This is a genomic window from Bradyrhizobium sp. MOS002 (genome assembly GCF_003020115.1).
GTDB lineage: Bacteria > Pseudomonadota > Alphaproteobacteria > Rhizobiales > Xanthobacteraceae > Bradyrhizobium.
In genome coordinates, this window is record NZ_PYFX01000024.1 from 20686 (window position 1) to 45185 (window position 24500).

Annotated in this window: 27 protein-coding genes and 1 pseudogene; 18 read left to right on the forward strand and 10 right to left on the reverse strand. The window is 63.2% G+C overall.

Features of this window, described 5'->3' with window-relative positions; genetic code table 11:
* Positions 1-115: 115 nt before the first annotated feature.
* The 4 genes from C7G41_RS33535 (at position 116) to C7G41_RS33545 (ending at position 3505) form a co-directional block, all read left to right on the forward strand.
* Positions 116-1912, forward strand: coding sequence for a ShlB/FhaC/HecB family hemolysin secretion/activation protein (locus tag C7G41_RS33535; protein WP_106946542.1), 1797 nt, complete (start codon positions 116-118; stop codon positions 1910-1912).
* Positions 1913-2067: 155 nt separating this feature from the next.
* Positions 2068-2898, forward strand: a complete 831-nt coding sequence (locus tag C7G41_RS33540) for an alpha/beta hydrolase (protein ID WP_106946543.1) — start codon at positions 2068-2070, stop codon at positions 2896-2898.
* Positions 2899-2975: 77 nt separating this feature from the next.
* Complete coding sequence (locus C7G41_RS37505; RefSeq protein WP_158268069.1) at positions 2976-3152, forward strand: hypothetical protein; 177 nt, start codon at positions 2976-2978, stop codon at positions 3150-3152.
* Between the two features lie 35 nt (positions 3153-3187).
* Positions 3188-3505, forward strand: a complete 318-nt coding sequence (locus C7G41_RS33545) for a c-type cytochrome (RefSeq protein WP_106946544.1) — start codon at positions 3188-3190, stop codon at positions 3503-3505.
* Positions 3506-3700: 195 nt separating this feature from the next.
* Here C7G41_RS33545 and C7G41_RS33550 read toward each other — a convergent pair whose 3' ends face one another.
* The 3 genes from C7G41_RS33550 to C7G41_RS33560 form a co-directional block, all read right to left on the reverse strand.
* Positions 3701-4042, reverse strand: coding sequence for a phasin (locus C7G41_RS33550; protein ID WP_106946545.1), 342 nt, complete (start codon positions 4040-4042; stop codon positions 3701-3703).
* A 130-nt stretch (positions 4043-4172) separates the two neighbouring features.
* On the reverse strand, positions 4173-4358 hold the full coding sequence (locus C7G41_RS38040; RefSeq protein WP_007612798.1) for a hypothetical protein: 186 nt from the start codon (positions 4356-4358) through the stop codon (positions 4173-4175).
* A 299-nt stretch (positions 4359-4657) separates the two neighbouring features.
* A complete protein-coding gene (locus C7G41_RS33560; RefSeq protein WP_106946546.1) occupies positions 4658-4879 on the reverse strand; it encodes a hypothetical protein in 222 nt (73 codons plus the stop codon).
* A gap of 223 nt (positions 4880-5102) precedes the next feature.
* Between C7G41_RS33560 and C7G41_RS33565 the strand changes: the two genes are divergently transcribed.
* The gene (locus C7G41_RS33565) at positions 5103-5459 is read left to right on the forward strand and encodes a hypothetical protein (RefSeq protein WP_106946547.1); all 357 of its coding nucleotides are present in this window, start codon (positions 5103-5105) and stop codon (positions 5457-5459) included.
* A gap of 46 nt (positions 5460-5505) precedes the next feature.
* Here C7G41_RS33565 and C7G41_RS33570 read toward each other — a convergent pair whose 3' ends face one another.
* Positions 5506-6081: a hypothetical protein gene (locus tag C7G41_RS33570; protein WP_106946548.1), complete on the reverse strand. Its 576-nt coding sequence runs from the start codon at positions 6079-6081 to the stop codon at positions 5506-5508.
* A 46-nt stretch (positions 6082-6127) separates the two neighbouring features.
* Positions 6128-6655, reverse strand: a complete 528-nt coding sequence (locus C7G41_RS33575) for a GcrA family cell cycle regulator (protein ID WP_106946549.1) — start codon at positions 6653-6655, stop codon at positions 6128-6130.
* Between the two features lie 166 nt (positions 6656-6821).
* On the opposite strand from C7G41_RS33575, the gene C7G41_RS33580 reads away from it, so the two are divergent.
* Positions 6822-7430, forward strand: a complete 609-nt coding sequence (locus C7G41_RS33580; RefSeq protein WP_007612810.1) for a S24 family peptidase — start codon at positions 6822-6824, stop codon at positions 7428-7430.
* A 97-nt stretch (positions 7431-7527) separates the two neighbouring features.
* The gene (locus C7G41_RS33585; RefSeq protein ID WP_085395314.1) at positions 7528-7803 is read left to right on the forward strand and encodes a hypothetical protein; all 276 of its coding nucleotides are present in this window, start codon (positions 7528-7530) and stop codon (positions 7801-7803) included.
* Between the two features lie 142 nt (positions 7804-7945).
* Here the strand turns inward: C7G41_RS33585 and C7G41_RS33590 are convergent, their stop codons facing one another.
* Positions 7946-8920: a quinone oxidoreductase gene (locus tag C7G41_RS33590; protein ID WP_106946550.1), complete on the reverse strand. Its 975-nt coding sequence runs from the start codon at positions 8918-8920 to the stop codon at positions 7946-7948.
* 224 nt (positions 8921-9144) lie between these two features.
* Between C7G41_RS33590 and C7G41_RS33595 the strand changes: the two genes are divergently transcribed.
* The 3 genes from C7G41_RS33595 to C7G41_RS33605 all read left to right on the forward strand — a co-directional run bounded on the left by C7G41_RS33595 (position 9145) and on the right by C7G41_RS33605 (position 11822).
* Complete coding sequence (locus C7G41_RS33595; RefSeq protein ID WP_007612817.1) at positions 9145-9345, forward strand: hypothetical protein; 201 nt, start codon at positions 9145-9147, stop codon at positions 9343-9345.
* A gap of 147 nt (positions 9346-9492) precedes the next feature.
* A complete protein-coding gene (locus C7G41_RS33600; protein WP_106946581.1) occupies positions 9493-10440 on the forward strand; it encodes a MoxR family ATPase in 948 nt (315 codons plus the stop codon).
* 5 nt (positions 10441-10445) lie between these two features.
* On the forward strand, positions 10446-11822 hold the full coding sequence (locus C7G41_RS33605; RefSeq protein WP_106946551.1) for a VWA domain-containing protein: 1377 nt from the start codon (positions 10446-10448) through the stop codon (positions 11820-11822).
* A gap of 19 nt (positions 11823-11841) precedes the next feature.
* On the opposite strand, the gene C7G41_RS33610 is transcribed toward C7G41_RS33605, so the two are convergent.
* Positions 11842-12024 (reverse strand): hypothetical protein, encoded by a 183-nt coding sequence (locus tag C7G41_RS33610; RefSeq protein ID WP_106946552.1) that lies wholly within the window; start codon positions 12022-12024, stop codon positions 11842-11844.
* 352 nt (positions 12025-12376) lie between these two features.
* Here C7G41_RS33610 and C7G41_RS33615 point away from each other — a divergent pair, with 352 nt between their 5' ends.
* Positions 12377-12598, forward strand: coding sequence for a hypothetical protein (locus C7G41_RS33615; protein ID WP_106946553.1), 222 nt, complete (start codon positions 12377-12379; stop codon positions 12596-12598).
* Positions 12599-12812: 214 nt separating this feature from the next.
* The gene (locus C7G41_RS33620; protein ID WP_106946554.1) at positions 12813-14132 is read left to right on the forward strand and encodes a dicarboxylate/amino acid:cation symporter; all 1320 of its coding nucleotides are present in this window, start codon (positions 12813-12815) and stop codon (positions 14130-14132) included.
* 6 nt (positions 14133-14138) lie between these two features.
* Here the strand turns inward: C7G41_RS33620 and C7G41_RS33625 are convergent.
* Together C7G41_RS33625 and C7G41_RS33630 are read right to left on the reverse strand one after the other, a co-directional pair.
* Positions 14139-15511: pseudogene (locus C7G41_RS33625) on the reverse strand (hypothetical protein).
* Between the two features lie 94 nt (positions 15512-15605).
* Positions 15606-16880 carry an allantoate amidohydrolase gene (locus tag C7G41_RS33630; RefSeq protein ID WP_106946582.1) on the reverse strand — a complete coding sequence of 425 codons (1275 nt, stop codon included), beginning with the start codon at positions 16878-16880 and terminating at the stop codon, positions 15606-15608.
* A 404-nt stretch (positions 16881-17284) separates the two neighbouring features.
* On the opposite strand from C7G41_RS33630, the gene C7G41_RS33635 reads away from it, so the two are divergent.
* Genes C7G41_RS33635 through C7G41_RS33660 form a run of 6 tightly spaced genes read left to right on the forward strand, consistent with a single transcriptional unit; the run spans position 17285 to position 23157 of the window.
* Positions 17285-18397 (forward strand): BMP family ABC transporter substrate-binding protein, encoded by a 1113-nt coding sequence (locus tag C7G41_RS33635; protein WP_106946555.1) that lies wholly within the window; start codon positions 17285-17287, stop codon positions 18395-18397.
* On the forward strand, positions 18394-19506 hold the full coding sequence (locus C7G41_RS33640; protein WP_106946556.1) for an ABC transporter permease: 1113 nt from the start codon (positions 18394-18396) through the stop codon (positions 19504-19506). The genes C7G41_RS33635 and C7G41_RS33640 overlap by 4 nt, the downstream gene beginning before the upstream one ends.
* 1 nt (position 19507) lies before the next feature.
* Complete coding sequence (locus tag C7G41_RS33645; protein ID WP_007601468.1) at positions 19508-20434, forward strand: ABC transporter permease; 927 nt, start codon at positions 19508-19510, stop codon at positions 20432-20434.
* 11 nt (positions 20435-20445) lie between these two features.
* Complete coding sequence (locus tag C7G41_RS33650; protein WP_106946557.1) at positions 20446-21129, forward strand: cysteine hydrolase family protein; 684 nt, start codon at positions 20446-20448, stop codon at positions 21127-21129.
* The gene (locus C7G41_RS33655; protein ID WP_106946558.1) at positions 21126-22658 is read left to right on the forward strand and encodes an ABC transporter ATP-binding protein; all 1533 of its coding nucleotides are present in this window, start codon (positions 21126-21128) and stop codon (positions 22656-22658) included. The genes C7G41_RS33650 and C7G41_RS33655 overlap by 4 nt, the downstream gene beginning before the upstream one ends.
* 13 nt (positions 22659-22671) lie before the next feature.
* Entirely contained in the window at positions 22672-23157 is a 486-nt protein-coding gene (locus C7G41_RS33660; RefSeq protein ID WP_106946559.1) for a nucleoside deaminase, read from the forward strand.
* Between the two features lie 134 nt (positions 23158-23291).
* Here C7G41_RS33660 and C7G41_RS33665 read toward each other — a convergent pair whose 3' ends face one another.
* Positions 23292-24401: a hypothetical protein gene (locus tag C7G41_RS33665; RefSeq protein WP_106946560.1), complete on the reverse strand. Its 1110-nt coding sequence runs from the start codon at positions 24399-24401 to the stop codon at positions 23292-23294.
* Positions 24402-24500 lie beyond the last annotated feature (99 nt).

The following is a 24500-nucleotide window of genomic DNA, read 5'->3' on the forward strand; positions in this document are numbered from 1 at the left end:
GCGTGACAGCCAGTCCTGAGGGGTATCCGAAATCACTCAACATAGGATTAGCGGGAAGCGGCCAGCGGAGCAGTCGCGTTAACCGTTCATTGACCATAAAAAACTATGAAAAATCATGTGGCTAACGACCTCTTACCGCAGCAGGGGCACATCTCCGTCAAACTACGGGGACAGGCGCATTGCGCGCGTCGGGAAGCGGCATCTCCTTACCACAATGGCGCTGTTGGCGCCTTTTTTCGCCGAAGTTCCTCAAACTTTCGCACAACAGGCGAACCAGCCAGGTTTCGATCCGCGCCAAACTGAAAAATATTTTGAAAACCAAACCGAGCGGGAATCGCTGAGCCGCCCTCCGGTCCGACTACCAACAATCGACCGGCCCAACACCGGCGGCGATACCAAGCCTCAGTTCGTGCTGCGCGGCATCAACGTCAGCGGAGCCCGGGCCATTTCCCCCGATCGCATCGCTGCGGTCTACCAGCCCTATGTCGGCAGGAAGGTATCGCAGGCGGATCTCGCCGCGATCGCCGGCGCGATCAGCGATCTCTACCGCGCCGATGGTTTTCACTTGAGCCGTGCGATTGTGCCGCCGCAGGACATCGCCGACGGCCTGCTCCGGATCCGGGTGGTCGAAGGCGCTATCGTGCAGGCCGAGCTGAAAGGCGACGGCGCCGAGCAGTTCGGCGTGCGACCGATGCTCGGGCCGGTTCTGGCCGAGCAACCGTCGCGCCTGGAAACGCTGGAACGCCAGCTCTTTCTCATCAACGGCAGACCCGGTGTCCGGATCACCGATACCGCACTGGAGGAGATCGGCGGTGCAACCGGCCGCTTCCGCCTCATCGTCTATTTGAAGACCTGGCACGTCTTCTCCTCATTCGGCCTGGACAATCTCGGCTCATCATCAGTCGGTCCGTGGCAGACCTACGCGACCGGCGCGTTCAACTCCTATCTCACGCCCGGCGACACGCTGGCGGTCAACCTGTCGACCATCGCCAACGACCCCCGCCAGCTTGGCTTCGCACGGCTGTCCTACGATGCACCCGTCGGCGTCGACGGCGTGCGTCTCGGCGGATCCGTCCTGTACAGCGCGGTCAGGCCGGGCGATGCCCGCCGCCTCGACAGCGACATCACTACGACCGAGGCGTTCGAGCTGCGTGCCAGCATCGTCCCATTGCAGTCGCAATTGTCCTCGCTGACCCTGACTGCGGCGACGACGTTCAGCAACGTGTCCGAGCATGACCTCTACGGCGCCTGGTACAACGACCACATCAGGACCGCGAGCCTGACCGCCGACTACCGGCTCCAGGATCATTTCGGCGGCACCAATTTCGCGACGCTGACCTTCCGCCAGGGCCTCGACATCTTCGGTGCCTCGCATTTCGACGATGATCTTTTGTCGCGCGATGGCGCGTCATCGAACTTCTCGGTGCTGAACCTCTGGTTCACGCGCTACCAGACGCTCAACGACGTCTGGTCGCTCAAGCTCTCCGCTGCGAGCCAGACGGCTTCACGGCCGCTGTTCACCTCGCAGCAATTCTATCTCGGCGGCGCTGCCTTCGGGCGCGGCTATGGCGCTGCCGAAATCAGCGGGGACAACGGTCTTGCCGGTTCCCTCGAACTGCGCTTCGACCAGAAGCTCAATTTCCGCTACTGGACCGGCTATCAGCTCTACGCCTTCGGCGACGCCGGCGCCGTCTGGAACGACGGTTACCGCCTGAGCGAGGGTCTGTCGCTGACCTCGGCCGGAGCCGGCGTGCGGTTCTTCCTGCCGGACGATTTCCAGGCTGATCTCGGCGTGGCTGTCCCCCTGAGCTACCGGGCACCCGACAACGAGCGCCGCAGCCCGCGCTTCCTGTTTACTCTGTCAAGCGCGCTGCGACTCTGCTCCGAACGCGGCAAGGGCGGCCGTCTGTAAACCCCTTATCCTTCGCGCTGTGGCCCCCGGCGTGCGGCCCTTCTGGGGCGTGGCTCACAGACTTGCCTAAATTTAATCCCGTAACCTGCTCACGATCGCTCGATCCGGCAGTTCCCAATGGCCATGTTCAGTCAAAAGTGATTTGAGACGGAACCATGAAAAGGGTGTTTGCAGTCTTGGCGTTTCTCTGCGTCCTCGGCGTCGGCCAGTATTTCGTCGTCAGCCGGTTCGCGATCCGTCATGAGGTTTTGACCCTGTTCGACGCCACGCGCCAGCGGCCGATTGCGGTCGAAATCGCTGTCCGGCGCGATTACGAGACCAAGGCCAATCTCGGCCTCTGGAAGCTCCCGCTCGCCATCATCAGCAACGGCAATACCGTCAAGGCCACCGAATATTCCTTCCTCGCCAACGCGCTCGCTGCACGCGGTTATCTCGTCGCCAGCATCCAGCAGGATCTGCCGAGCGATCCGCCGCTGATGACCAAGGCCGGCCAGCAATATGTCGGCCGGCGCGAGGTCTATATCCGCTGCGAGGCCAACATCCTCTTCACCTTGGGCGAGTTGAAGCGGCGGCAGGAGAACGCCGACTACGACCACATCACGCTCGTCGGACATTCCAACGGTGGCGACGTTTCGATGTATGTCGCCCATCAGCACCCGGAGCTGGTGTCGAAAGTGATCACGCTCGACAATCTGCGGGTGCCTTTCGTGCTTAGCGACAACATGAAGATCCTGTCGTTCCGCTCGAAGGATCCGCATTTCGTAACCGATCCCGGCGTGCTGCCGACGCCGGAAGAGGCCAAGGCGCGCGGCATCGACATTATCCACACTGGCGCACAGCATACCGAGATGAGCGATCGCGGTCCCGATGCTGTCAAGGAGAAGATCCAGGCGACACTCGACCGCTTCCTGCGCGACAGCGCCAGCAGCGCGCTCGCCCCGGCCGATACACGAAGCCCGATGATCATGAACCCCGGCGACTATTAGTCCGGCCCCTTTGCGGCAGATCAAGGCTGCCGCGAGCCGGCCACGGTAGAAAGGGCCTCGCCATCCCGGAGAGGCACGTGTCGCACTCCATCGAAAGCCTTGATACGAAAAGACTCGATACGACAAGCTTTGTCCTGCCTGCGGCAAGGACGCCGAGATTCGCCCGGCATCTCTATCGTTCGGCCCGCAAGCTGCTGCGGTCGATCGTCGCCCGCATCGACCTCTCGCAGTTTCCGGGTTCGTGTTGCGGATGAGCACGGCGTTGCGAGCCAACACACAGGGTTGCCCTATGCACCGGCATTTGAGACGAATTTGCCTGCTGGTAGCAGTGGCCTCGAGCGTGGGCACGTCGTCCGCTATCGCCGCCGATGCCGATCACGGCTCCGACCTTGCGAGGCGCTGGTGCGCCAGCTGCCATGTCGTGGCGAATGGCCAGACCCAGGCGAGCGCCGACGTCCCCTCCTTCGCGTCCGTTGCGCGCAGGCCTGACTTCAGTTCGGAAAGGCTCGCCTTTTTCCTGCTAGAGCCGCACCCGAAGATGCCGAATTTCCCCTTGAGCCGGACCGAAGCCGGCGACATCGCGGCCTACATCGCATCGCTGCGTTAGCAGAGCGGCCGGCCGGGCAAGACACCTGCGACAAATGCAAATCCCTGCCTGAGAACCGACAGGGATCAGCAGAAAGGATGATGGGCGGCGAATGAGGTCCATTCAACGCCCATCATGGGTCGGTACCAGCATCGATGTGCGGATATTCACACCGCGCAAGTCCAATCTGTGGCCGCGCCGTGAACACACCGAGAATCAGGACTTGCCCTTCCCCGGTTGCATGAGACTGCCGGTCATCTGGCGCATGTGGTCTCCGGCACTGGTGAACTGACTGCGCAGGAAATCCGATTGGATTCGCATCGCCTCCTGAATGTCGGTGGCATGGACGAGCTTTCGAGCATGCTCGAACGCCGACTTCATGTTCTGCTCGGTGAAAGCGAGCGCCTGCTTCGACACGTCCGCCCCCGCGCCCGGAACGGTGGTCATCGATTTGGTGGCGGCTTCGAAAAACATTCCGAACGCCTTTTCCGCCTGGTCAATCGTCTTCTCGGCCAGGTCGCGCAGTTCGGCCGGAACTTCGAGCTTCGGTTCGATCATGGTCGCACTCCTCCCGTTTTAAGAACTGAATACCACACTTGCCAGATCGGCTGCCAGCGTCCAGCCCCGGGGAAGACATCGCCCGGCGGCCGGCTCTGGCAGGAAAACTAAGGCCGGCGCGCAGGCCGGCTCAGGACAGGGGGTGTTCGGGAAGGGTTTCTTCGGTGGCGAGGTCTTCGACGAGCTTGATGACCTCAAAACGCTGCCGGGGCGCGAGTTTCAGAAACGCGCGGAGCAGGCGCAGGCTTTCGACAGTGCCGCTTGCAGGCGCGCCGAGCTTGAGGTGCAGCTCAGCTGCGAAATTGAGGTTCTTCATCTCGCACCTATGACAAGCATCGGACTTCGTGATCCAACATCGAAGTCCCAACTGAGAACCGAACGCCATAACCGGATGCCACAACCGGCTGCTATGGCGACGGCGCGCCTTCGGCCTGCGGGAAGCCCAGTATTCGCACGCCAAGTTCCATGTGCAAGCGGGCACACCTGAATAGGTTGCAACTATGCCAAGAAACAACCCCTCCGGCAAGCCTAACAGTTGGCGCAGCGATGCTTCGTCTGCATCGCACCACGGCAATTCCGGATAACAGGAATATGGCCCGCCGTCACCCACCTGCGTCAAGAAGCGTCATCGATCAGGCATACAGCCTCGACCGCCGTCAATCGACGCTGCGTTTCGTCTTGTTTCGGATGTGAATGGACATTGGTGGACGCGAACGAGTGCTTCGTCAGCGTATGCACGTAATTGTTGAGTCCGGCGTCGGCGGTTGTAACGTCGACGGAATAAACCTTGATCTCGCGCCCATGAATCGGCAGCCACAGCGCGGCCTTTTGGACCAAGAGACAAACTATGGCGTTTAGATTTCATCTAAGCCTGTCCCTTGGGCTCTTGGACTTGGACTCCCCTCTTTCGCATCAGAATCCATCGGGCCGCATTTGTTTCCGGCCGTGAACCGTTTGTGAGGAGCAGACGACAAAGCGGTGGCGAAACAGTCACACAGATCACGGGCGCCTTGGCCGATTCATTGATCGATTCGGGGCTCCAGCACCAAAGGACGACGGCATGCTTTCTCGCTGCGATCTCATCAAGGGCGCCGCAGTCGCGCTTCTCACCTTCTCGATACAAGGCGCATGGGCGCAGGAGACCAGGATGAACCTGTTCAAGATCGTCACCATCAAGGACGAAATCGTCGTCGGATTGTCGACGGAGGAGCTTCAGGCGCTCGGCGGCAATGATGCCAGCGCCGTTGCACATGCTCTGGCGCAGAAGGGCGATCTCACCGTCTGGCAATACAACGTGCATCGCGGTCCGAGCGGCGAATTGCAGCAGGCGCCGACCGCCAGAATCGGGCTTTTGGCCAACGCCTCGCTGCGGGTCGAGCCCTATACCACGACCTACCAGATCCTACCGCATCCCTAAGCAGCAGACCGGCGCGCCCGCGACCGGGGTCGCGGGCGCGCCGTTGTCATCTGCGTTGCCCTGCACGCTGTGTCCCCGTTTCCGTCGCAAAGCCATAGATCAGTGCCAACCGGTCCAGGCATTCACGAAAACGTCGGGAAAAGTAGTCGTTCCAGCGCTGGGTACGGACGGCGCGACGCTGGCCGATCTCGTCCATGGTCAGACCCAGCACCAACACATCGTGCACCAGCGCGGCACCGTCGGTGCCGAGTTCGCGCTCGACCCGGTTCAGCCGCAGCACCGCCTGGCGCTGGCTCTCGGTAACAGGCTCGCGGGCGCGCGCGCCATCGACATATTCGCGGGTCGGATCCATCGCCTGAGGGCCTCGTTCGGCCCTTTCCCAATCGTTCTGGAAGGCGCGTCCGCCGCGATACTGCGCCTCGTCGATCTGATGGTGCGCGTGCAGCCGGCCGAGCGGATCGCTGCGGATCGACCGCACGGCCATGATCTTCTCGCCGGGGTCGAGCGCCAGCGGATTGTCCACCTCGACTTCTGCCACCTCCGCATTGAACGGTATCTCGCGTGAGCGTCGGTCGTAGACATTCGCCAATTTATAGGACCTGTTGCGTCGGACACGTGCCACTCGGATACTCCTTGCGAAATTTACGATTGAACGGGCGGTCATCAGGTCAGGCGGCAGAGACCAGCCTCAGCACGACGGGGCCGGCGACGCGGGCGGAGCCAGCTCCGGCGCGGCGCGTCAGGCGCGCATGCGGCGTGCAATAGCTCGAGCCCGGCTCACGCGGATGGCCGCAGAAGGTGATTTCCTCCCCGTCCTTGTCGCCGCCATAGGGATAGCGACAGTCCTCGCCGGCGAGTTCGACCAACGGGACCAGGCGCGGCCGGACGCCGACGCAGCGCAATTTGACCTGCGCTGCAGGCTTCATCGCAGATTTCGGCGGCAGGTTCAGTAACGCGGGACGGTGCGGGAGGAAAAGACAGGCTCCAGACGGCAGCAGCGGCACGATCGACGGGCTCGCCGTCCGCACCGGCACGATCAGCCCGAGCCGCTTGGCGCGGCCGACCACCGCGTTGCGCGTGTAAGCCGTTCCAAACCTTGCGTTAATCTGTCTTCCGATCTCCGCATAAGACATTCCCCTGCGAAAATAGTCGCGAAGTGCGTCGGAGTGCTCCGACGGCCAATGGCCCGGTTCCATGCTGCTGTCCTGTGATGCGCCTCCTCCGATCGCACGATCGCGAGGCGAGGTGCACATTCCGGTATTCCGAAGTCAGAGTCAAGCGATAATTCTGATATTCATAATTGCATCAATTCCGAATTTCGGATTACAAGAGGCGGAACGATGGACAATCGAGGGAATCACGATGTTGGACGCTGCAATGATCGAACGGGGCCTGGAAAAGACAGGCAAGAGCAAGGGCGGCCTGGCGGCTGCCATGGGCGTACGCCCCGGCGCGGTCTCGGAGATCCTCGGCGGCGAACGCCTGGTGAAGGCTTCGGAAATTATCCCGATCATGGAATATCTCGAGCTCAATCTCGCGCCGATCATGGGCCGCGTCGGCGCCGGTGCCGTGATCGAGCCGGATTATGAGCAGGTTCCCCCGGAAGGCCTTGGCGACATCGCGCTGCCCTTTCCGATCATGGAGGAGACCATCGCATTCGAGATCGTGGGCGATTCGATGCTGCCCAAATACGAGAGCGGCGACGTCATCGTGGTCTACAAGGACCAGCGCCATCCCCTGTCGAGCTTCTACGGCGAGGAGGCCGTTGTCCGGCTCAAGACCGGCGAGCGCTATCTGAAGACCATCGAGCGGGGCAAATCCCCCTCCGTCGTCAATCTCAGCAGCTTCAATGCCAAGCAGATCGTCGGGGTGAAACTGGAGTGGGTCGGCGAGATCTGCCTGTCCATGCCCAAGGGCCAGCTGGAGCGGCTGCGCGCCAAATCGGCGCGCCCTCGCAAGAGGAGCAAATAGGCAGAAGTTTCTGTTTTTTCGAAATCAGCCTTGACTTGATTCCGTTTTTCGGAAATACTCTGCCGTGCCCGACCATGGGGCACGGCAGGATCGTTTCATGCAGTATTTCGTCGTGATGATCGACTATGGGCGCCGCGGCCGCGAGGCGGTCGTCGACCCTGAAATCACCAGGCGCGAGGTCATTTCCCGCGTCGCCTCAGGTGAATATCGGAACATCTCGTTCATCCAGGAAATCGTGGAGAATTCGGTCGAAGACGTGACCGAGGCGATCCTTGCTGAGGCTGCCCTGCCCCGGATCCCGCCGGAAGAAGTCGACCTCCAGGCTCTCCGCCTCGATCACGCCCGCGATCTGCGCAAGCACGAGCGGACGTGACGCAAGGCCAGGGCCGACCTTTTCCGGTCCGATCGAAGCGGAACGGGCCCTGGATTCTTATTTTGACGCGTTTTCTTTAGCGAACCGGAATCCGCTTCGCTCGAAAACGCTCTGCCGGCTTGCGCCACGGCCCGGCCGGAGATCACACCGTGAGGACGGTCGATCCCGTGGTCTTGCGCGCGGCGAGATCGGCATGCGCCTTGGCGGCGTCCTTCAGTGGATAGGTCTGATGCACCTCGATCTTGACCGCGCCGGACTTGACGACGTCGAACAACTCGCCTGCCATCGCGACCAGGCTCTCACGCTTGGCGGCGTAGGTGAACAGCGTCGGCCGGGTGACGTAGAGCGAGCCCTTCTGCGCCAGCAATCCGAGATTGAGCGGCTCGACAGCGCCGGAGGACGCACCGAACAGCGCGGCGACGCCGAGCGGCGCGAGGCAGTCGAGCGACTTCAGGAACGTATCCTTGCCGACGGAGTCGTAGACCACCGGCACCTTCTTCCCGCCAGTGATCTCGTCCACGCGCTTCACGAAATCCTCGCGGCTGTAGATGATGACATGATCGCAGCCATGCGCCTTGGCGAGCTTGGCCTTCTCGTCGCTGCTGACGGTGCCGATCACGGTCGCGCCGAGATGCTTGGCCCACTGGCTCAGGATCAGGCCGACGCCACCGGCGGCCGCATGCAGCAGGATGGTGTCGCCGGCCTTCACGCGATAGGTCTGCCGGATCAGATATTGCGTGGTGAGCCCCTTCAGCATCATCGCCGCCGCGGTCTTGTCGTCGACACCGTCCGGCAGCTTCAGCAGTCGGTCGGCCGGGATCAGCCGCGCCTCGGAATAGGCCCCGAGCGGCGAGGCGCCATAGGCGACGCGATCGCCCGGCTTCAGATCGGTGACACCGGGCCCGACCTCCTCGACGACGCCGGCAGCCTCGCTACCAATCCCGCTCGGCAGTTGCGCCGGGTAAAGGCCCGAACGGTTGTAGATGTCGACGAAGTTGAGACCGACAGCGGTATGGCGGATTCGTGCCTCGCCCGGTCCGGGCTTGCCGACACTGACCTCCTCCCAGACCAGCACTTCCGGACCACCAGTCTTGTGAAAGCGAATGGCATGCGTCATGGGCGTTGCTCCCTTATCGTTGAGGTAAAAGTCCGAAACCCGGATCGGGCTTTTGAAATAGGTATTTGGTCCGCCCGTCACAGTACAGAGACGTAACAAGAATGTCACAGAGAACGACAAACCTCCGCCGTTCCGCCTCTGTTCGAAAGAGTTGATGTCGGCCTTGCGCCGACCGGCAGTAGCCTTTGCGCGGGTTTGGAGGTCGTCTGCGAAGGAGAGCCGAGATGCCAGCTTATGTACAGCATCATCAGGATATCGAGATCGCGCCTGTGATTTGCCCCGCTTGCATGGGGTTCCTTCCGATGTATGTGCGCGAGGTCGAACCGCATTGGAGTCTTGCCAAGATCGACTTCGTCTATGAATGCGCCGATTGCGGCGCCGAGGTCAGACAGACGATCCGCAAGCCGGAGCTGCTGCGGCACTGATCGCGCGGCCGCTGTCCGCTTGACTATTTGCGTTGAGCGGAAAAAACGCTCCTTCGCGCGGGTCTGGCCTCTCCCAAACGAGGCTTGTTCTTTGCCGTGAACGCAGGCAGAACAAGCCTCAATCAAGACCTTTGGGAGCGCCTTTTCGTGGCTGAACAGAAGCCCTCGACAGCGATCGAGGCAGTGGAGAGCGGCCTCGCCGCGCAAGGCTACATCGCGAGCCGGCAGATCGCGACCGCCGTCTATTTGTCGCAACAGATCGAGAAGCCGATCCTGGTCGAAGGCCCCGCGGGCGTCGGCAAGACCGAGCTTGCCAAGGCGATCGCGGCTTGGCGCGGTCTGAAGATGATCCGCCTGCAATGCTATGAAGGCCTCGACGAGGCCAAGGCGCTCTACGAGTGGAAGTACGCCAAGCAGCTTCTCTACACGCAGATCCTCAAGGACAAGCTCGGCGAAGTCCTCGGCGGCGCGCAGACTCTGAACGCTGCACTTGACCAGCTCCACGATTTCGGTGACGTCTTCTTCTCCAAGGAGTTCGTCGAGCCGCGGCCGCTGCTACAAGCGCTGGAGCAGCCGGGCGGCTGCGTGCTCCTGATCGACGAGATCGACAAGTCGGATGCTGAATTCGAATCGCTGCTGCTGGAAATTCTTTCCGACTTCCAGGTCACGATCCCCGAGCTCGGCACCGTCTCCGCGATCACGCCGCCAACGGTGATCCTCACCTCGAACAGCGAGCGCGATCTCGGCGACGCCCTGAAGCGGCGCTGCCTGCATCTGCACATCGGCTTCCCCGAGCAGCGGCTCGAGGAGCGCATCGTCGAGAGCCGCGTCCCCAACATCTCGCAGACGCTGCGGCGGCAGATGGTCGGCTTCATCCACGAAATCCGCTCGCTCGACCTGAAGAAGCTGCCTTCGGTCAGCGAGACCATCGACTGGGCGCGCGTGCTGGTGCTCTTGCAGGCCTCAGAACTCGACACCGAAATCGTCAAGGACACGCTCAACGTGCTCCTGAAATACGAGGCCGACATCGAGGCGGCTCAGCCTCAGATTACGACCTTCATCGCCAAGGCAGCACGATCCAACGTCTTCGGTTGACGCCGATGCGCGAGAATATTCATCGTTTCTTCCGTGCGGCACGGGGCGCCGGCGTCCATGTCTCGCCTGCCGAAAGCATCGATGCGATGCGCGCGGTTGCGCAGGTCGGCATTTCCGACCGGACCATCCTGCGCGATGCGCTCCTTCTGACGCTCGCCAAGTCGCAGGACGAAAAGCTCGCGCTTGGTGACTGCTTCGATCTGTTCTTCAGCCAGCCGGAGCCGCGGCAGGATCAGCCTGAAGCCAACAGCAACGATGCTTCAGACGACGCGGATCAATCTCCGTCGTCCGGCGCGGCCAGCGATTCGAGCGGCGGTTCGCCTCCCGCAGAATTGGGCCCCCTCGCACAGATGCTGCTGTCGCAGGATCGCAACGCGGTCGCCGCCGCGATCGCCAGCGCTTCCGGTGCGGCGTCCCTGTCCGACATCCGCTACTCCACCCAGCGCGGCATCTTCTCCAGCCGCATCCTCGACGCCATGGGGCTCCAACGCCTACGCGACGATCTCGACGAGTTGACCGCGACCAATCCGGCACTGGCCGAGCGGCTTCGCGCCGCCTTGGATGCGTTGCGCGAAGCCGTGCGTGACACCGTCGCGCAGGGGCTTGCGCTCTATGCCCGCGAGGAGGCTGAAAACCTCCGCAACGAGATTCTGCGCAACGCGCCGCTTGCCCGCATCGAGCGGCGCCATGTCGCCGAGATGCGCGCGCTCATCCGCCAGATCGCGCGGCGCCTGCGCGAGCGCTATTCGAAACCACGCAAGCGCCAACGGCGCGGGCATCTCGACGTCCGCCGCACGCTGCGCCGCAACGCCGCCTGGGGCGGCATCCCCTTTCTCACGGCCTGGAAGCGCAAGCGTCGCGACCGGCCGAAGATCGTGGCGCTCTGCGACGTCTCCGGCTCGGTCGCGCAGGTCTCGGATTTCTTCCTGCTCCTGATCCACTCGCTGCACGAAGTGGTCGACGACGTCCATTCCTTCGCCTTCTCCTCGCAACTGATCGAAGTCAGCGACATCCTCGAAAAGAAATCGCCGGAAGAGGCGATGGCCGAGATCATGTCCAAGGTCGGCTTCGGCTCCTCCGACTACGGCTCGTCGCTGGTCGATTTCGAGAAGGAGTTTATGAGCACGCTGACGCCGCAGACCACGGTGATCGTGCTGGGTGATGCCCGCAGCAACAATCTCGATCCGCGCGCCGACATCCTGCGCCGCATCTCCGAGCGCTCGAAGCGGCTGGTGTGGCTCAATCCCGAAGGACGTCTCGCCTGGGGCTTTGGCGATTCCGAGATGCCGCGCTATGCGACCTTCTGCAGCGTGGTGCGCCAGTGCGCCACCGCGCAGCAGCTCGAGCGCGCGGTGTCCGATATCGTGGCGACTTATCAGTAGGTCTTACCCACAGCCGACGTCAGTTTCGCGCCAGCTCCGCCTGAACCACATTGCACTCCCGGAAATGATAGGCGATTTCGTCGAGCGCGCGCTGCTTCCATTCCTGGGCTTGCGCAAGCCAGAAAACCCGGCGCTCGAAATCAAGCGCGGCGCGCTCCCGGCACAGGGATTCCTGACTGCGAATTTCGACCAGCCTGTTCATGCACTCCACTCCTGCCGTGTGGAAGCCATTCCCCGCCAATCAGCGTAACAGAATCCCGAACCCTTCGTCTCATGATTTCTATGCATATTGCGACGCAGAATGGGACAGCAGCGCTGCCCGTGCAGCGCGGTAGTTCGCGGAGCAACATCAAGCCCACATCATCAATACGTGATCGAGGCCCGGGACGATATTCGCCGTCCGCCGATCTTAACTCTTGTGGCGCAACGACGTGCAGCAATTTGTGAAGAGATGTTCTAAACACCTCACCGGATTCCCGACTCATTGTCGTCGCACGGTCTTCATGCAGCGCCGCTAACAGAGGCGCACCAACGGCACCACGGCTTGAGGCAACATGAGCAACGACATCGATTTCGATCTTTCGCCGGACCAATGGGAGGTTCTGAAAGCGCTCCGCAATCCGGTGTCGAACGTTCGCCTTTCGAAGGCCTATCTCATCGAAAGCCTCGTCAAGCTTGGCCTTGTCGTCGTCGGCGACGGCGTCCCGGTCATGACGCCGAATGGACGCAAGGTGCTGGTACGCGGATCGTGTCGGCTGCTGGATCTCGCGGCGTGACGCGGTCACCCGCGCGCGGAACGTGACAGACGACGCCAAATCGCGCGTCAACGTGACCGGCGGCACCTCGAACGGTCTCCCGGTGCCGATGCGGGTGTCAGGTCGCACTGGGAAAGCAGCGGAATAAATCACCTCCTCAGCGAAAACCGCGACAATCTGGCACGCTAGTTGCTCCTTTCGACGATCGAGACGTCGTCAAAACGGGGGAGTCACCATGTCGACCATTGCCGCGGCCCCGGCCGCCGAGCCAAAGCCGCTCTACACATCGCTGTTCGTCCAGGTCCTGGCCGCGCTGATCCTCGGCATCATCCTCGGCGTGGCCGTGCCGGATTTTGCAATCTCCCTCAAGATCCTCAGCGACGCCTTCCTGAAGCTGATTTCGATGATCGTGGCGCCGATCGTGTTCTGCGTCGTCGTGCACGGCATTGCCGGTGCGGGCGACCTCAAGAAGGTCGGTCGGGTCGGGGTCAAGGCGCTGATCTATTTCGAGGTGATGACCACAGTCGCGCTCGTGGTAGGTCTCATCCTGGCCTACACGTTCGGCCCCGGCCATGGCATGAACATCGACCCCTCGACGCTGGATGCCAAGGCGCTCAATACCTACGCCGACAACGCCCACAAGCTGCAGGGCGGCGGCATCGGCTCCTTCCTCCTCAACGTGATCCCGAGCACCTCGTTCGACGCCCTGTCGCGCAACGACGTGCTCCAGGTTCTGTTTTTCGCCGTGCTGTTCGGCGTAGGCCTCGCGCTGGTCGGCGGCGAGAAGGGCAAGCTCGTCACCTCGATGATCGATGCCGCCTCGACCGTGCTGTTCCGCGTCATGGGGCTTATCGTTCGCGTTGCTCCACTCGGCGTGCTCGGCGCAGTCGCCTACACCGTCGGTAAATACGGCGTCGGCTCGCTCAAGCAGCTCGTCTCACTGGTGGCGCTGTTCTACGTCTCGGTCGGCATCTTCGTGCTGGGCGTGCTCGGCGGCGTCATGGCGCTCGCCGGCATCAACATCCTCAAATTCCTCGCCTACCTGCGCGAGGAGCTGACCATCGTGCTCGCGACCGCCTCGTCCGATGCCGTGCTGCCGCAGATCATGAAGAAGCTGGAGCGGATGGGCGTGAAGGATTCCGTCGTCGGTCTCGTCATCCCGACCGGCTATTCCTTCAACCTCGACGCCTTCTCGATCTACCTCACGCTCGCCGTCGTCTTCATCGCGCAGGCGACCAACACGCCGCTGTCCTTCGGCGATCTGCTGCTGGTGCTCGGCGTGTCGCTGATCACCTCGAAAGGCGCGCATGGCGTGCCGGGCTCTGCGATCGTGATTCTGGCGGCGACGCTGAACGCGGTGCCGAGCATCCCTGCGATCGGCCTCGTGCTGGTCTTGTCGGTCGACTGGTTCATCGGCATGGCTCGCGCGGTCGGCAACCTCACCGGCAATTGCGTTGCGACCGTGGTAGTCGCCGCCTGGGAAGGCGACCTCGATCGCGCCAAGGCGGCAAAGGTCCTCGATGGTGGTGAGCTTGTTGACGTAACGGCGGGGTAGCGCCGTTCAGTCATTCCAACGGAGGAGCGGCGTTCCATACGCCCTCCTCCAGACGGAGAGGAAACGCGGAAACCAGGAGTGGGCCACGGCGCCCTTGTAGGCCCAGGTGCGATATTTCAGGCCCTGCTCCGAGATCAGTTCCTGATAGCCGCCGTGGACTTCGGTCGCGGTGCGGATGTCCTTCAATATTCCTTGCGCGCAGGCGCGGTAGGTATCGCTCCCCGAGAATTCGTCATAGTCCAGCATGCGATCCGCGAACTCGACGTTGAACGTCGGCCAGGACGACCGTCCCTGGTAGGCGGGAGCCGCGATCTTGTGGATCATCTTGTTGCGCGGATTATCCGCCGACACCAGGAAGTGGAACGTGGTGGGGATGCGAAAGCGCGGCTCCGCAATGATCAGATCCGCCGTTGCCGCGAACAGCGCGCGCTCGCTTTCCTCGTTCAGATCCCAGAAGCCGCGATGCACGCTGACGAAATCCAGCGCGACCGAGAACACCGGCGAGCCCGTTGGGCCATCGAGGGAATGCCTGATATAGCCGCCCTTGCCGAACAGGCGGAGCAGGTCCTCTTGTACTGCGCCAGGTCGCGTCCGAGCAGCCGCTTCAGCTCGTTCTCGTCGACGATTCCGAGCTGCGCGCCCCACACGAACGTCGTGTAAACGCAGGCATTGGTGACGAAACGCCTGCGCTCGGCGCGCGTGTCGGTTGCCGCAGAGCGCGGAGCACCGGCGTCGCACAGCAAATACGTGGAGCCATCATCATTGAAAGGTTCGAGCTCGCTTGCGAGCTGGAGGATCGCGCGCTTCAGATCACCGCAATATTCGGCCAGCAGCAGGCGGCCCGCATGCGCGCATTGCGACATCGCCAGGAAAGATGACGCTCTCTCCTCGGCAGAGATCATCTGCTGCAGGCCGGCCAGAATGCCAAGCAGCGTATCCGAGGGGCGCGAGAAATAGTTCACGCCGAGGTACCGGGTGCGCCCCGCCGGGACGATGGTCGTCGTGACCACGTCGGCGCGAACCGCTTCCAGCAGCAGGCGGACGCTCTTTTCGAGCAAACGTGCCCGCCGTACCGCGTCCTGCGAATCCATGATGGTGTCGGGGTCGAGGACGTCGGGATAGAACCAGGCGAAGTCGCGCGGATAGTACGCAGAGGCGTGCGGCGCGCCCGTGACGAGAAACGACTCGGACACCGAAAAGGCGCTGTCCATCGAGTGCCGATAGAGGTCCTCGATGGCCGTGAACGGATGATGTGACGGCCTCAGGAATCGATCACCGAGAAAATTCACGGCCTGAAGCGCGTTGGCGACAAAGGTCGCAGCCGCGCCTTGATAAAACCGGTTCTCGCGATGGGACGGCAAGGAAATATCGCTGTTCATGTTCGCCTGGTCTGCGGTGATCCCGGCACTGGCCGGTCACCATTCCAAGCATGGCTGATTCGCATCTCGCTCCGATGACGTGAACTCCCGACACTCAGGTCGCGCCGGTGCGGTCCTCCCGCGGCCGAAAATTCTCGATCAGCCGCAGCAACACCCGCGCGCCGGCGTCGGCATCGGCGGGCTCGACATGCTCGTCCGGATGATGGCTGATGCCGCCGCGGCAGCGGACGAAGATCATGCCGACGTCGGCAATGTCGATCATGGCCATGCCGTCATGCCCGGCCCCGCTCGACAGCTCGAACACGGAAAAACCCTCCGCTCCGATCGCCTGCGCGATCTGGTCCTTCAGCCAGGGCGCGCAAGGCGCGGTGCGGTTCTCGTGGGTGACGTCGAGCTGAAGCGACAGTTGGCGGCGCTTTGCAATGGCTTCGATCTGCCTGACGACATCGGCGACCGCGCGCTTGCGGTGCATGTCGGTCGGTGCCCGCATGTCGATGGTGAACGACACCTCGCCCGGAATGACGTTGGTCGCGCCGGGCCTTCCCTGGATGTAGCCGACGGTGCCGACCAGCCCATCCTCGTCGGTGCGGCAAAACTGTTCGATCGCGCCGATACATTCGGCCGCGCCCGCCAACGCATCGCGCCGGAGCGCCATCGGCACCGTGCCCGCGTGCCCCGCCATGCCGGTCAGCCGCGCGGCAAGCCGTGTCGCGCCCGCAATCGCGGAGACCACGCCGACGGGCAGGTTTTGTGCTTCCAGCACCGGCCCTTGCTCGATGTGCAGTTCGAGATAGGCAAGCAACTCGCGCCGGGCTCGTGCGGCCGCGCCGATATGATCGGGGTCGAGCCCGAACTGCACCAGCGCATCGCGCATGGACACGCCGTCACGGTCGCGTGTGTTGAGGACGCTCTCGTCAAAAGTGCCGGCCACCGCGCGGCTGCCCAGCAAGGTCGAGGCGAAGCGCACCCCCTCCTCATCCGCAAAACCGACGATTTCGATCGCGAACGGCAGGCGCTTGCCGCGGCGGTTGAGATCGGCGACGCAGGCGATCGCCGTGATCACGCCCAGTGGCCCGTCCCATTTGCCGGCATCGCGCACGGTGTCGTAGTGCGAGCCGAGCATCAGGCAAGGCGCGCCCGGCCGCTCGCCTTCGTAGCGCCCGCAGACATTGCCGATCGCGTCGAGACGCGCACTCATGCCGGCGTCGCGCATCCAGCTCAGGATGAGGTCCGCGGCCTTGCGCAGCTCGCTGGTCAGATAGATGCGGGTGAGCTTGTCGCCTTCTTCCGAGATCGCCGCGAGCTCGTTGATCCCTCGCACGATCTCTTCGCCGAGCGAACCATTCTGAACGGCGTTACCAGCAGCCATCTCGGCGAGCTTTCCATCTCTTGGGACCGCGGCGACGGCGATCCTGGCGATAATCGATTCAAGTTCGGTGCCAGCGAAATCACGCTGCCGACGCCGCTCCAATCAGCGCGTGGTTAGCATGGATGCGGTCGCCGGCAGACCACCCGGCCCTCGTCATGCACATGTCCAAGCCGGTCAAGATTGCTTAACTCCATTGCATACAATCACAAAATACCGCCTATAATTTCACCTGCCGCTTTCCTGATCAAGATCAGAGCACCTAAAATAAATACATAATTTCAATAACTTAATTGGAAATGCCCTCCTCGTAATCTCTGGCACGAAGCTTGCGACAATTGATCCCGGGCTCCGCCAGACCGGCGCAGCGCGAGATGAGGCGGTGCATCCGCCAAGGGGAGCAAGCAATGGAATTTGGCAGGATCTCACGACGTCATTTGTTGCAGGGCGGTGCGGCCCTCACCCTCGGCGCGGCGGCCGGCGCCCGCCCGTCCTTTGCGGCCGAGACGACCATCGGCTTCATCTATGTCGGATCGCGCGACGACTATGGCTACAACCAGGCGCATGCGCAGGGCGCGGCGGCGCTGAAGAAGATTCCCGGCCTCAAGGTCGTGGAAGAAGAGAAGGTGCCGGAGACCGACGCGGTCGAGAAGACGATCGAGTCCATGATCAATCTCGACGGCGCCACCCTGCTCTTCCCGACCTCGTTCGGTTACTACAATCCTCACATGGTCAAGATGGCCAACAAATTCCCGAAGCTGCACTTCGAGCACTGCGGCGGCCTTTGGAGCGACAAGGACCCGAAAAACGCAGGCAGCTATTTCGGCTATATCGACGAAGCCCAATATATCTCGGGCATCGTCGCCGGTTACACCTCCAAGAGCGGCAAGCTCGGCTTCGTCGCCGCGAAACCGATCCCGCAGGTGCTGCGCAACATCAACGCATTCGCGCTGGGCGCGAGGCTTGCCAATCCCAAGGCCACCACGCAGGTCATCTTCACCGGTGACTGGTCGATGCCGGTCAAGGAAGCCGAGGCCACCAACAGCCTGATCGACCAGGGCGTCGACGTCCTCACCTGTCACGTCGACGGTCCGAAGACCATGGTCGAGAACGCCGCGCGTCGGGGCGCCATGGTGTGCGGCTATCACGTCAACCAGTCGCCGCTCGCGCCGAAGGCGTATCTCACGGGAGCCGAGTGGAACTGGGAAGCGCTGTACCCCAAATTCGTCAAGATGATCGCCGCCGGCGAGAGCATCCCGAACTTCTATCGCGGCGGCCTCAAGGAAGAGATCGTCAAGACCTCGCCCTATGGCGAAGCGGTCTCCGCGGAGGCGCGCAAGCACGCCGACGACGTCAAGGCCAAGTTCTTTTCCGGTGATGGCTACGCCATCTTCAAGGGTGGGCTGGTCGACAACAAGGGCAAGACAGTGATCGCGGCCGGCACCGATCGCGGCCAGAAGGATCCCGAGCTCGAGAAGATGGACTATCTCGTGGAGGGCGTGGTCGGAGCGACTTCGTGACGACGGAAGCTGCGGATCCCGTTGAAGCGGTCGGGTCAATTGCCCCGGCCGCCGATCCGGGATTCCTCCAACGTCACGGCGGAGCGATCGAATACATCCTGATCCCGGGCGCGGCGCTGGCCGGCGCGCTCGGGGCCTTCGGCATCTTCGTCGCGATGTTCGGCAAGAACCCGCTCGACCTCTATTTCTACATGTACTACGGCGCGTTCGGCACCTGGTTCTCATGGCAGAACACGCTGACGCGCGCAGCGCCGCTGATCCTCACGGCGCTCTGCACCGCGCTGCCCGCGCAGCTCGGCATGGTCATTATCGGCGGCGAAGGCGCGCTCCTGATCGGCGCGCTGTCGGCAACCAGCGCGGCGCTGGTGCTTCAGGGCATGCCGCCGCTCATCGTGCAGATCGCCATGGTCGTTGCCGGCGTGATCGGCGGTGGCCTGTGGGTCATGCTTTCGGGCGCGCTGCGGCAATATCGCGGCGTCAACGAGACGATCTCGAGCCTGCTGCTCGTCCACATCGCGCTGGCGGTCCTCAACCATCTCGTCGAAGGCGCAATGCGCGACCCCGCCAGCCTCAACAAGCCGTCGACCCGCGAGATCGGCGCGGCCAACATGATCGGATCGATCCCCGGCACCGACGTGCATTGGGGTCTCGTATTCGGCCTGATCGCCGCGATCGCCGCCTATATCCTGATCTATCACACCGTGTTCGGCTTCGCCGCGCGTGTTGCCGGCGGCAACATCCGCGCTGCGAAGATCGTGGGCCTCAATGTCAGCAAGCTGATCCTGACCATCTGCTTCCTCGCCGGCGGCGCCGCTGGCCTTGCCGGCATGGTCGAGGTCGCCGCCGTGCAGGGGCGTACCAACGCGAACCTCGCGGCAGGCTACGGCTTCACAGGGATTCTCGTTGCCTTCCTGGCGCGGCAAAATCCGCTCGCCATTATCCCCGTCGCGATCCTGCTCGGTGGTATCAGCGCCAGCGGCGGGCTGTTGCAGCGCCGCCTCGGATTGCCGGATGCATCCGTGCTGGTGCTGCAAGGCATCATCTTCGTCTTCGTGCTGGCCAGCGATGCGCTCTATGGCCGCATCGGGTTTCTGAAGGGAAAGTCCTGAGATGGCTGACGGCTCGATCGGACTCTGGACCGTCCCGCTCGCCGTGCTCGGCGGCGCCATTCGCGTCTCGACGCCGTTCCTGTTCGTGAGCCTGGGGGAATGCATCACCGAGCGCTCCGGCCGCATCAATCTCGGCCTCGAAGGCACGCTGGTGATGGGCGCGATGAGCGCCTACGGCATTTCCTACCTCACGGGATCGCCATGGCTGGGCGTGCTCGCCGCTGGCATCACCGGCGCGCTTCTGGGCGCGCTGCATGCCGGCATCTGCTCGTTGCCGCGGGTCAACGACATTGCGGTCGGCATCGCCTTGATGCTGTTCGGCACCGGGCTTGCCTTCTATCTCGGCAAGCCGCTGATCGAGCCTACCGCGCCGCGGCTGCCCGCGATCGATTTCGGCTGGTGGAGCGACATTCCGCAGGTGCGCGCGGCACTACGGGTCAACGTGCTCTTCCTGATCGGCGTCGCGCTCGCGCCGATTCTCTACTGGGCCTTCCGGACCACGCGCTGGGGCCTCCTGATCCGCACCGCAGGCGAGAGTTCGGACGCCGCGCGTGCGATGGGCCACTCCGTGCTGCTGATCCGCCTGCGCGCGACCATGGTCGGCGGCTTCCTCGCCGGCATCGGCGGTTCGTTCCTGTCGCTGTTCTATCCCGGAAGCTGGAACGAGGGCCTGTCCTCGGGCCAGGGCATCACGGCCGTCGCGCTCGTGATCTTCGCACGCTGGGACCCCTTGCTGTGTCTGTGGGCCTCGCTCGCCTTCGGCGGCGCCGCGGCGCTCGGCCCGGCGCTGCAATCGGTCGGCGTCACCTCCGGCTATCACCTCTTCAACGCCGCGCCCTACATCCTGACGCTGGCGATCATGATCATCACCTGCTCGCCGAAACGCACGCTGACCGGAGCCCCGGCCGAATTGTCGATCACCCGCTAGAGAGCGAAATCATGCCCGAGCGCACCATCAAGTCCGAGCCCTACGCCTGGCCCTATAACGGCGATCTGCGCCCCGCGAACACCGCGCTCATCATCATCGACATGCAGACCGATTTCTGCGGCGTCGGCGGCTATGTCGACAAGATGGGCTATGACCTGTCCCTGACGCGGGCGCCGATCGAGCCGATCAAGAAACTGCTGACGGCCATGCGGAGCCAAGGCTTTCACATCATCCATACCCGCGAAGGCCACCGCCCCGATCTCTCGGATTTGCCTGCCAACAAGCGCTGGCGGTCCCGGCAGATCGGCGCCGGCATCGGCGATCCCGGCCCTTGCGGCCGCATCCTGGTGCGCGGCGAGCCCGGGTGGGACATCATCCCGGAGCTCGCGCCGCTGCCTGGCGAACCGATCATCGACAAGCCCGGCAAGGGCTCGTTCTGCGCCACCGATCTGGAGCTGATCCTGCGCGTGCGCGGCATCGAGAACATCGTGCTCACCGGCATCACCACCGACGTCTGCGTTCACACCACCATGCGTGAGGCCAACGACCGCGGCTTCGAATGCGTTCTGTTACATGACTGCTGCGGTGCGACCGACAAGAGCAATCACGAGCACGCGCTGAAGATGATCAAGATGCAGGGCGGCGTGTTCGGCGCGGTCTCGACCTCCGACGCCTTCATCGGAGCGATTTCGTGATCGTCGGCGAAACGCCACCGCCATCGGGCGCCTTCGGCGTCGACGCTATCGCCATGACCATGCGTTTCGGGGATTTCCTGGCGCTGGACAATGTCGCGCTGAAAGTGCGGCCGGGTTCGTTCCATGCGCTGCTCGGCGAGAACGGCGCCGGCAAGTCGACCCTCGTCAAATGCATCATGGGCTACTATCACGCCACCGAGGGCGACATTCTGGTCGGCGGGCGCGAGCAGGCGATCGGCAATCCAAAGGACGCTCACGCACTCGGCCTCGGCATGGTCTACCAGCATTTCACGCTGGTGCCGGCGATGACGGTCGCCGAAAATCTGGTGCTGGCGCGCGACGACGTGCCGGCCGTGGTGAACTGGCCGAAAGAGATGAAGGAACTCGAGGCCTTTCTCGCGCGCATGCCGTTCAAGGTCCCGCTCAGCTCAAAAGTCTCCGACATCTCGGCTGGCGAGCGGCAGAAATGCGAGATCCTCAAGCAGCTCTACCTGAAGCGCCGCTTCCTGATCCTGGACGAGCCGACTTCGGTGCTGACGCCTGCGGAAGCCGACGAGGTGCTCGGCATGCTCCGCGACATGGTCGTCAAGGGCGAGCTGACCATCCTGATGATCACGCACAAGTTCCGCGAGGTCATGGCCTTCGCCGACGACGTCACGATCCTGCGCCGCGGCAAGCTCGCCGGCGCCGGCAAGGTTTCCGAACTAACGCCGGACGCGATGGCGCGCACCATGATCGGCGCCGAGGAGCTGACGGTGCAGCCGCCGCGCACCGGTGAGGCCGGCAAGGCGAGGCTGGAGCTGGCGAAGATGCGCGCGCTCGACGACGCCGGCGCCATCGCCGTGCATGACGTCTCCCTCACCGTTCGTGCCGGCGAGACCGTCGGCATCGCCGGCGTCTCCGGCAACGGCCAGCGCCAGCTCGTCGAGGTGCTGGCCGGGCAGCGCGAGGCGGAGAGCGGCGAGATCCGCGTCGCCGGCGCCCCCTATCACGCCAGCCGCGAGGAGATGCGGCGGCATAATATGTCACTTCTGCCGGAGGAGCCGCTGAAGAACGCCTGTGTCGGCGGCATGAGTGTCGCCGACAACATCGCCTTCCGCGAGTTCGATCGCGCGCCCTTCGCAAGCCTCGGCTGGTGGCTCAACCGCGGCGCCTTCCGCGTCGACGCCAGGAAGAAGATCGCCCAGTACAAGATCAAGACCCGCACGCCCGACACGCCGATCTCGGCGCTGTCGGGCGGCAACGTCCAGCGCGCCGTGCTGGCCCGCGAGCTCGGCGGCGACGTCGAGGTGCTGATCGCAGCCAATCCCTGTTTCGGGCTCGATTTCGCAGCGGTGGCGCAAATCCATGCCGAGATCATGGCCGCGCGCAACCGCGGCGCCGCGGTGCTGCTGGTCAGCGAGGACCTCGACGAACTCCTTGAACTCTCCGATCGGCTGGTGGTGATGTTCCACGGCGAATTCGTGTATGAAGCACGGACCAGCGAAGCCGATCTCACCGTGGTCGGCCGGCATATGGCGGGGCATTGACCAGGGAAGAGCGATGAGCGGCGGATCCGGGCGCGACCAGCACTTCCTCCGCCTTTCCTTCACGGTCGCCCGCCGTTCCCTCACCCACGGCAACCATCCCTTCGGCTGCATCGTCGTCGACGCCGAAGGCAAGGTCCTGATCGAAGCCGAGAACGGCTACATGCCGGATCACGACGGCACCGCGCATGCCGAGCGCCTTGCCGCGACGCAGGCCTGCCGCACGCTCGGCCGCGAGGTTCTGGCGAGGGCCACGCTCTATTCGTCCGCCGAGCCCTGCGCGATGTGCGCCGGTGCGATCTACTGGGCCGGCATCGGCCGTGTCGTCTATGGCCTCAGCGAACACCGCCTGCGCGGCATCACCGGCGATCATCCGGAGAATCCGACGCTCGACCTGCCCTGTCGCGAGGTCTTTGCCAGTGGCCAGCGGCCGACAGAGGTTGCGGGGCCGCTGCTCGAAGACGAGGCCGAAGCGCTGCACGACGGCGTGTGGACGAAGTAGGCGGCGCCGAGCGGGCCTTGCCCCGCGCTCACCGAAGGGCTGCCTGCCGGTACCCAGCCCATCCCCCAAACGAAGATGACGCCGCGGAGGTTTGACGCGGCGTCATCGTCATTCACCTGAAGAGTGTCAGGTGGTTAGAACTTCACAGTGATGCCGGAGTAGAGCGAGGACTCGGTGCAGGATCCGGTGCTCACCTTCGTACCACCGACGAAGGTGGTGCAAGCAAAGGCATTGTTGTGATCAAGGCCGAACTTGTTCTGCCAGTAGCGATAGGCGACCCAGACGTCGACGAAGTGCGAGTACTTGTCGCCCCAAATCGCCTTCGAGGCATCGAGGGTCAGGCGGATCGGCTCGGAATTGAACTCGACCTTGGTCGGATAGACGTTGTTGGCAACGCTGGCGGGAAGCGGCTCGGTGTCGGTGCCCTTCTTGCCGTACCACGCCGCGCGGCCGCTGATCGAGAAATACTGCATGTTCTGCGGCAGGAAGCCGAGGTCCATATAGTAGTTGGTTTCGATCGCCCAGGTCGGCTTGAACGACGTGTTGCCGTCGGCAATACATGGAGCGGACCAACCGGCGCCGCACTGCGAGAAGGAGTTGTGGTTGGCGAACTCCCAATACACCAGCGGCGCTACGTTGAAGTAGCCCTTATAGGGAAGGTCGAAGGCGAACTGCAGACCGGCGACAACGTCGCGCTTGGCCGCGCCGAAATACCGGTTCTCCGTGTTGGCGTCCATGCCAACCTCGAACGAGATGTTATGCAGCGGGCCCTGGGTGAAGGCCTTGGTGTTGAATATCTCGTTCCAGCCGAAGGTCGAGCGGAAAAGGCCGTAGATTTCGGTCGCGCCGGCACAGCTCGTGGGCGTCGCTGCGAAGCCTGCAGCCGGCGACACAATCACGCCTGTGGCGGTACACGGGCCGGCAGGATCGTTGTGGTCCGACTTGAACATCGAGATGGTGAAAAAGTTCGTGCCGTAGGTCCAGGCATCGAAATGGGTGAAGGAGTAGACCTGCTTCGTCGTCTTGGCGTTGATCACGCCGTTGGTGTTGGTGAACGCACCAGGCTGCGAGGCATTGAAGATGTAGGAGAAGGTGACGCGGTCGTCGATCACCAGGAAGAACGGAAGGTCAGCCGCCTTCTTGGCGGCCTTGACCGGCAAGTCGGCTGCTTGAGCCAGGCCACCGGTAGCGAGCGTAGCAAGTGACAGCGCCGCCGCCGCAATTGCCTTCATACGAAACGACATCCGAATACCCCCAAGTTTGGACACGTAAAAATGAACGTCCCTTGGGTGCGACACTTGCGCCGATCTCCCGGAGTGAGAAGCCTCAACTTGTTTCAAGGC

What these genes read in the sequence shown, in the direction of transcription:
- C7G41_RS33535 (WP_106946542.1), top strand. Translation starts at nt 116, where the DNA reads ATGTGGCTAACGACCTCTTACCGCAGCAGGGGCACATCTCCGTCAAAC.
- C7G41_RS33540 (WP_106946543.1), top strand. Translation starts at nt 2,068, where the DNA reads ATGAAAAGGGTGTTTGCAGTCTTGGCGTTTCTCTGCGTCCTCGGCGTC.
- C7G41_RS33545 (WP_106946544.1), top strand. Translation starts at nt 3,188, where the DNA reads ATGCACCGGCATTTGAGACGAATTTGCCTGCTGGTAGCAGTGGCCTCG.
- C7G41_RS33550 (WP_106946545.1), bottom strand. Translation starts at nt 4,042, where the DNA reads ATGATCGAACCGAAGCTCGAAGTTCCGGCCGAACTGCGCGACCTGGCC.
- C7G41_RS38040 (WP_007612798.1), bottom strand. Translation starts at nt 4,358, where the DNA reads ATGAAGAACCTCAATTTCGCAGCTGAGCTGCACCTCAAGCTCGGCGCG.
- C7G41_RS33565 (WP_106946547.1), top strand. Translation starts at nt 5,103, where the DNA reads ATGCTTTCTCGCTGCGATCTCATCAAGGGCGCCGCAGTCGCGCTTCTC.
- C7G41_RS33575 (WP_106946549.1), bottom strand. Translation starts at nt 6,655, where the DNA reads ATGGAACCGGGCCATTGGCCGTCGGAGCACTCCGACGCACTTCGCGAC.
- C7G41_RS33580 (WP_007612810.1), top strand. Translation starts at nt 6,822, where the DNA reads ATGTTGGACGCTGCAATGATCGAACGGGGCCTGGAAAAGACAGGCAAG.
- C7G41_RS33585 (WP_085395314.1), top strand. Translation starts at nt 7,528, where the DNA reads ATGCAGTATTTCGTCGTGATGATCGACTATGGGCGCCGCGGCCGCGAG.
- C7G41_RS33590 (WP_106946550.1), bottom strand. Translation starts at nt 8,920, where the DNA reads ATGACGCATGCCATTCGCTTTCACAAGACTGGTGGTCCGGAAGTGCTG.
- C7G41_RS33595 (WP_007612817.1), top strand. Translation starts at nt 9,145, where the DNA reads ATGCCAGCTTATGTACAGCATCATCAGGATATCGAGATCGCGCCTGTG.
- C7G41_RS33605 (WP_106946551.1), top strand. Translation starts at nt 10,446, where the DNA reads ATGCGCGAGAATATTCATCGTTTCTTCCGTGCGGCACGGGGCGCCGGC.
- C7G41_RS33610 (WP_106946552.1), bottom strand. Translation starts at nt 12,024, where the DNA reads ATGAACAGGCTGGTCGAAATTCGCAGTCAGGAATCCCTGTGCCGGGAG.
- C7G41_RS33615 (WP_106946553.1), top strand. Translation starts at nt 12,377, where the DNA reads ATGAGCAACGACATCGATTTCGATCTTTCGCCGGACCAATGGGAGGTT.
- C7G41_RS33620 (WP_106946554.1), top strand. Translation starts at nt 12,813, where the DNA reads ATGTCGACCATTGCCGCGGCCCCGGCCGCCGAGCCAAAGCCGCTCTAC.
- C7G41_RS33630 (WP_106946582.1), bottom strand. Translation starts at nt 16,880, where the DNA reads ATGGCTGCTGGTAACGCCGTTCAGAATGGTTCGCTCGGCGAAGAGATC.
- C7G41_RS33635 (WP_106946555.1), top strand. Translation starts at nt 17,285, where the DNA reads ATGGAATTTGGCAGGATCTCACGACGTCATTTGTTGCAGGGCGGTGCG.
- C7G41_RS33645 (WP_007601468.1), top strand. Translation starts at nt 19,508, where the DNA reads ATGGCTGACGGCTCGATCGGACTCTGGACCGTCCCGCTCGCCGTGCTC.
- C7G41_RS33650 (WP_106946557.1), top strand. Translation starts at nt 20,446, where the DNA reads ATGCCCGAGCGCACCATCAAGTCCGAGCCCTACGCCTGGCCCTATAAC.
- C7G41_RS33660 (WP_106946559.1), top strand. Translation starts at nt 22,672, where the DNA reads ATGAGCGGCGGATCCGGGCGCGACCAGCACTTCCTCCGCCTTTCCTTC.
- C7G41_RS33665 (WP_106946560.1), bottom strand. Translation starts at nt 24,401, where the DNA reads ATGTCGTTTCGTATGAAGGCAATTGCGGCGGCGGCGCTGTCACTTGCT.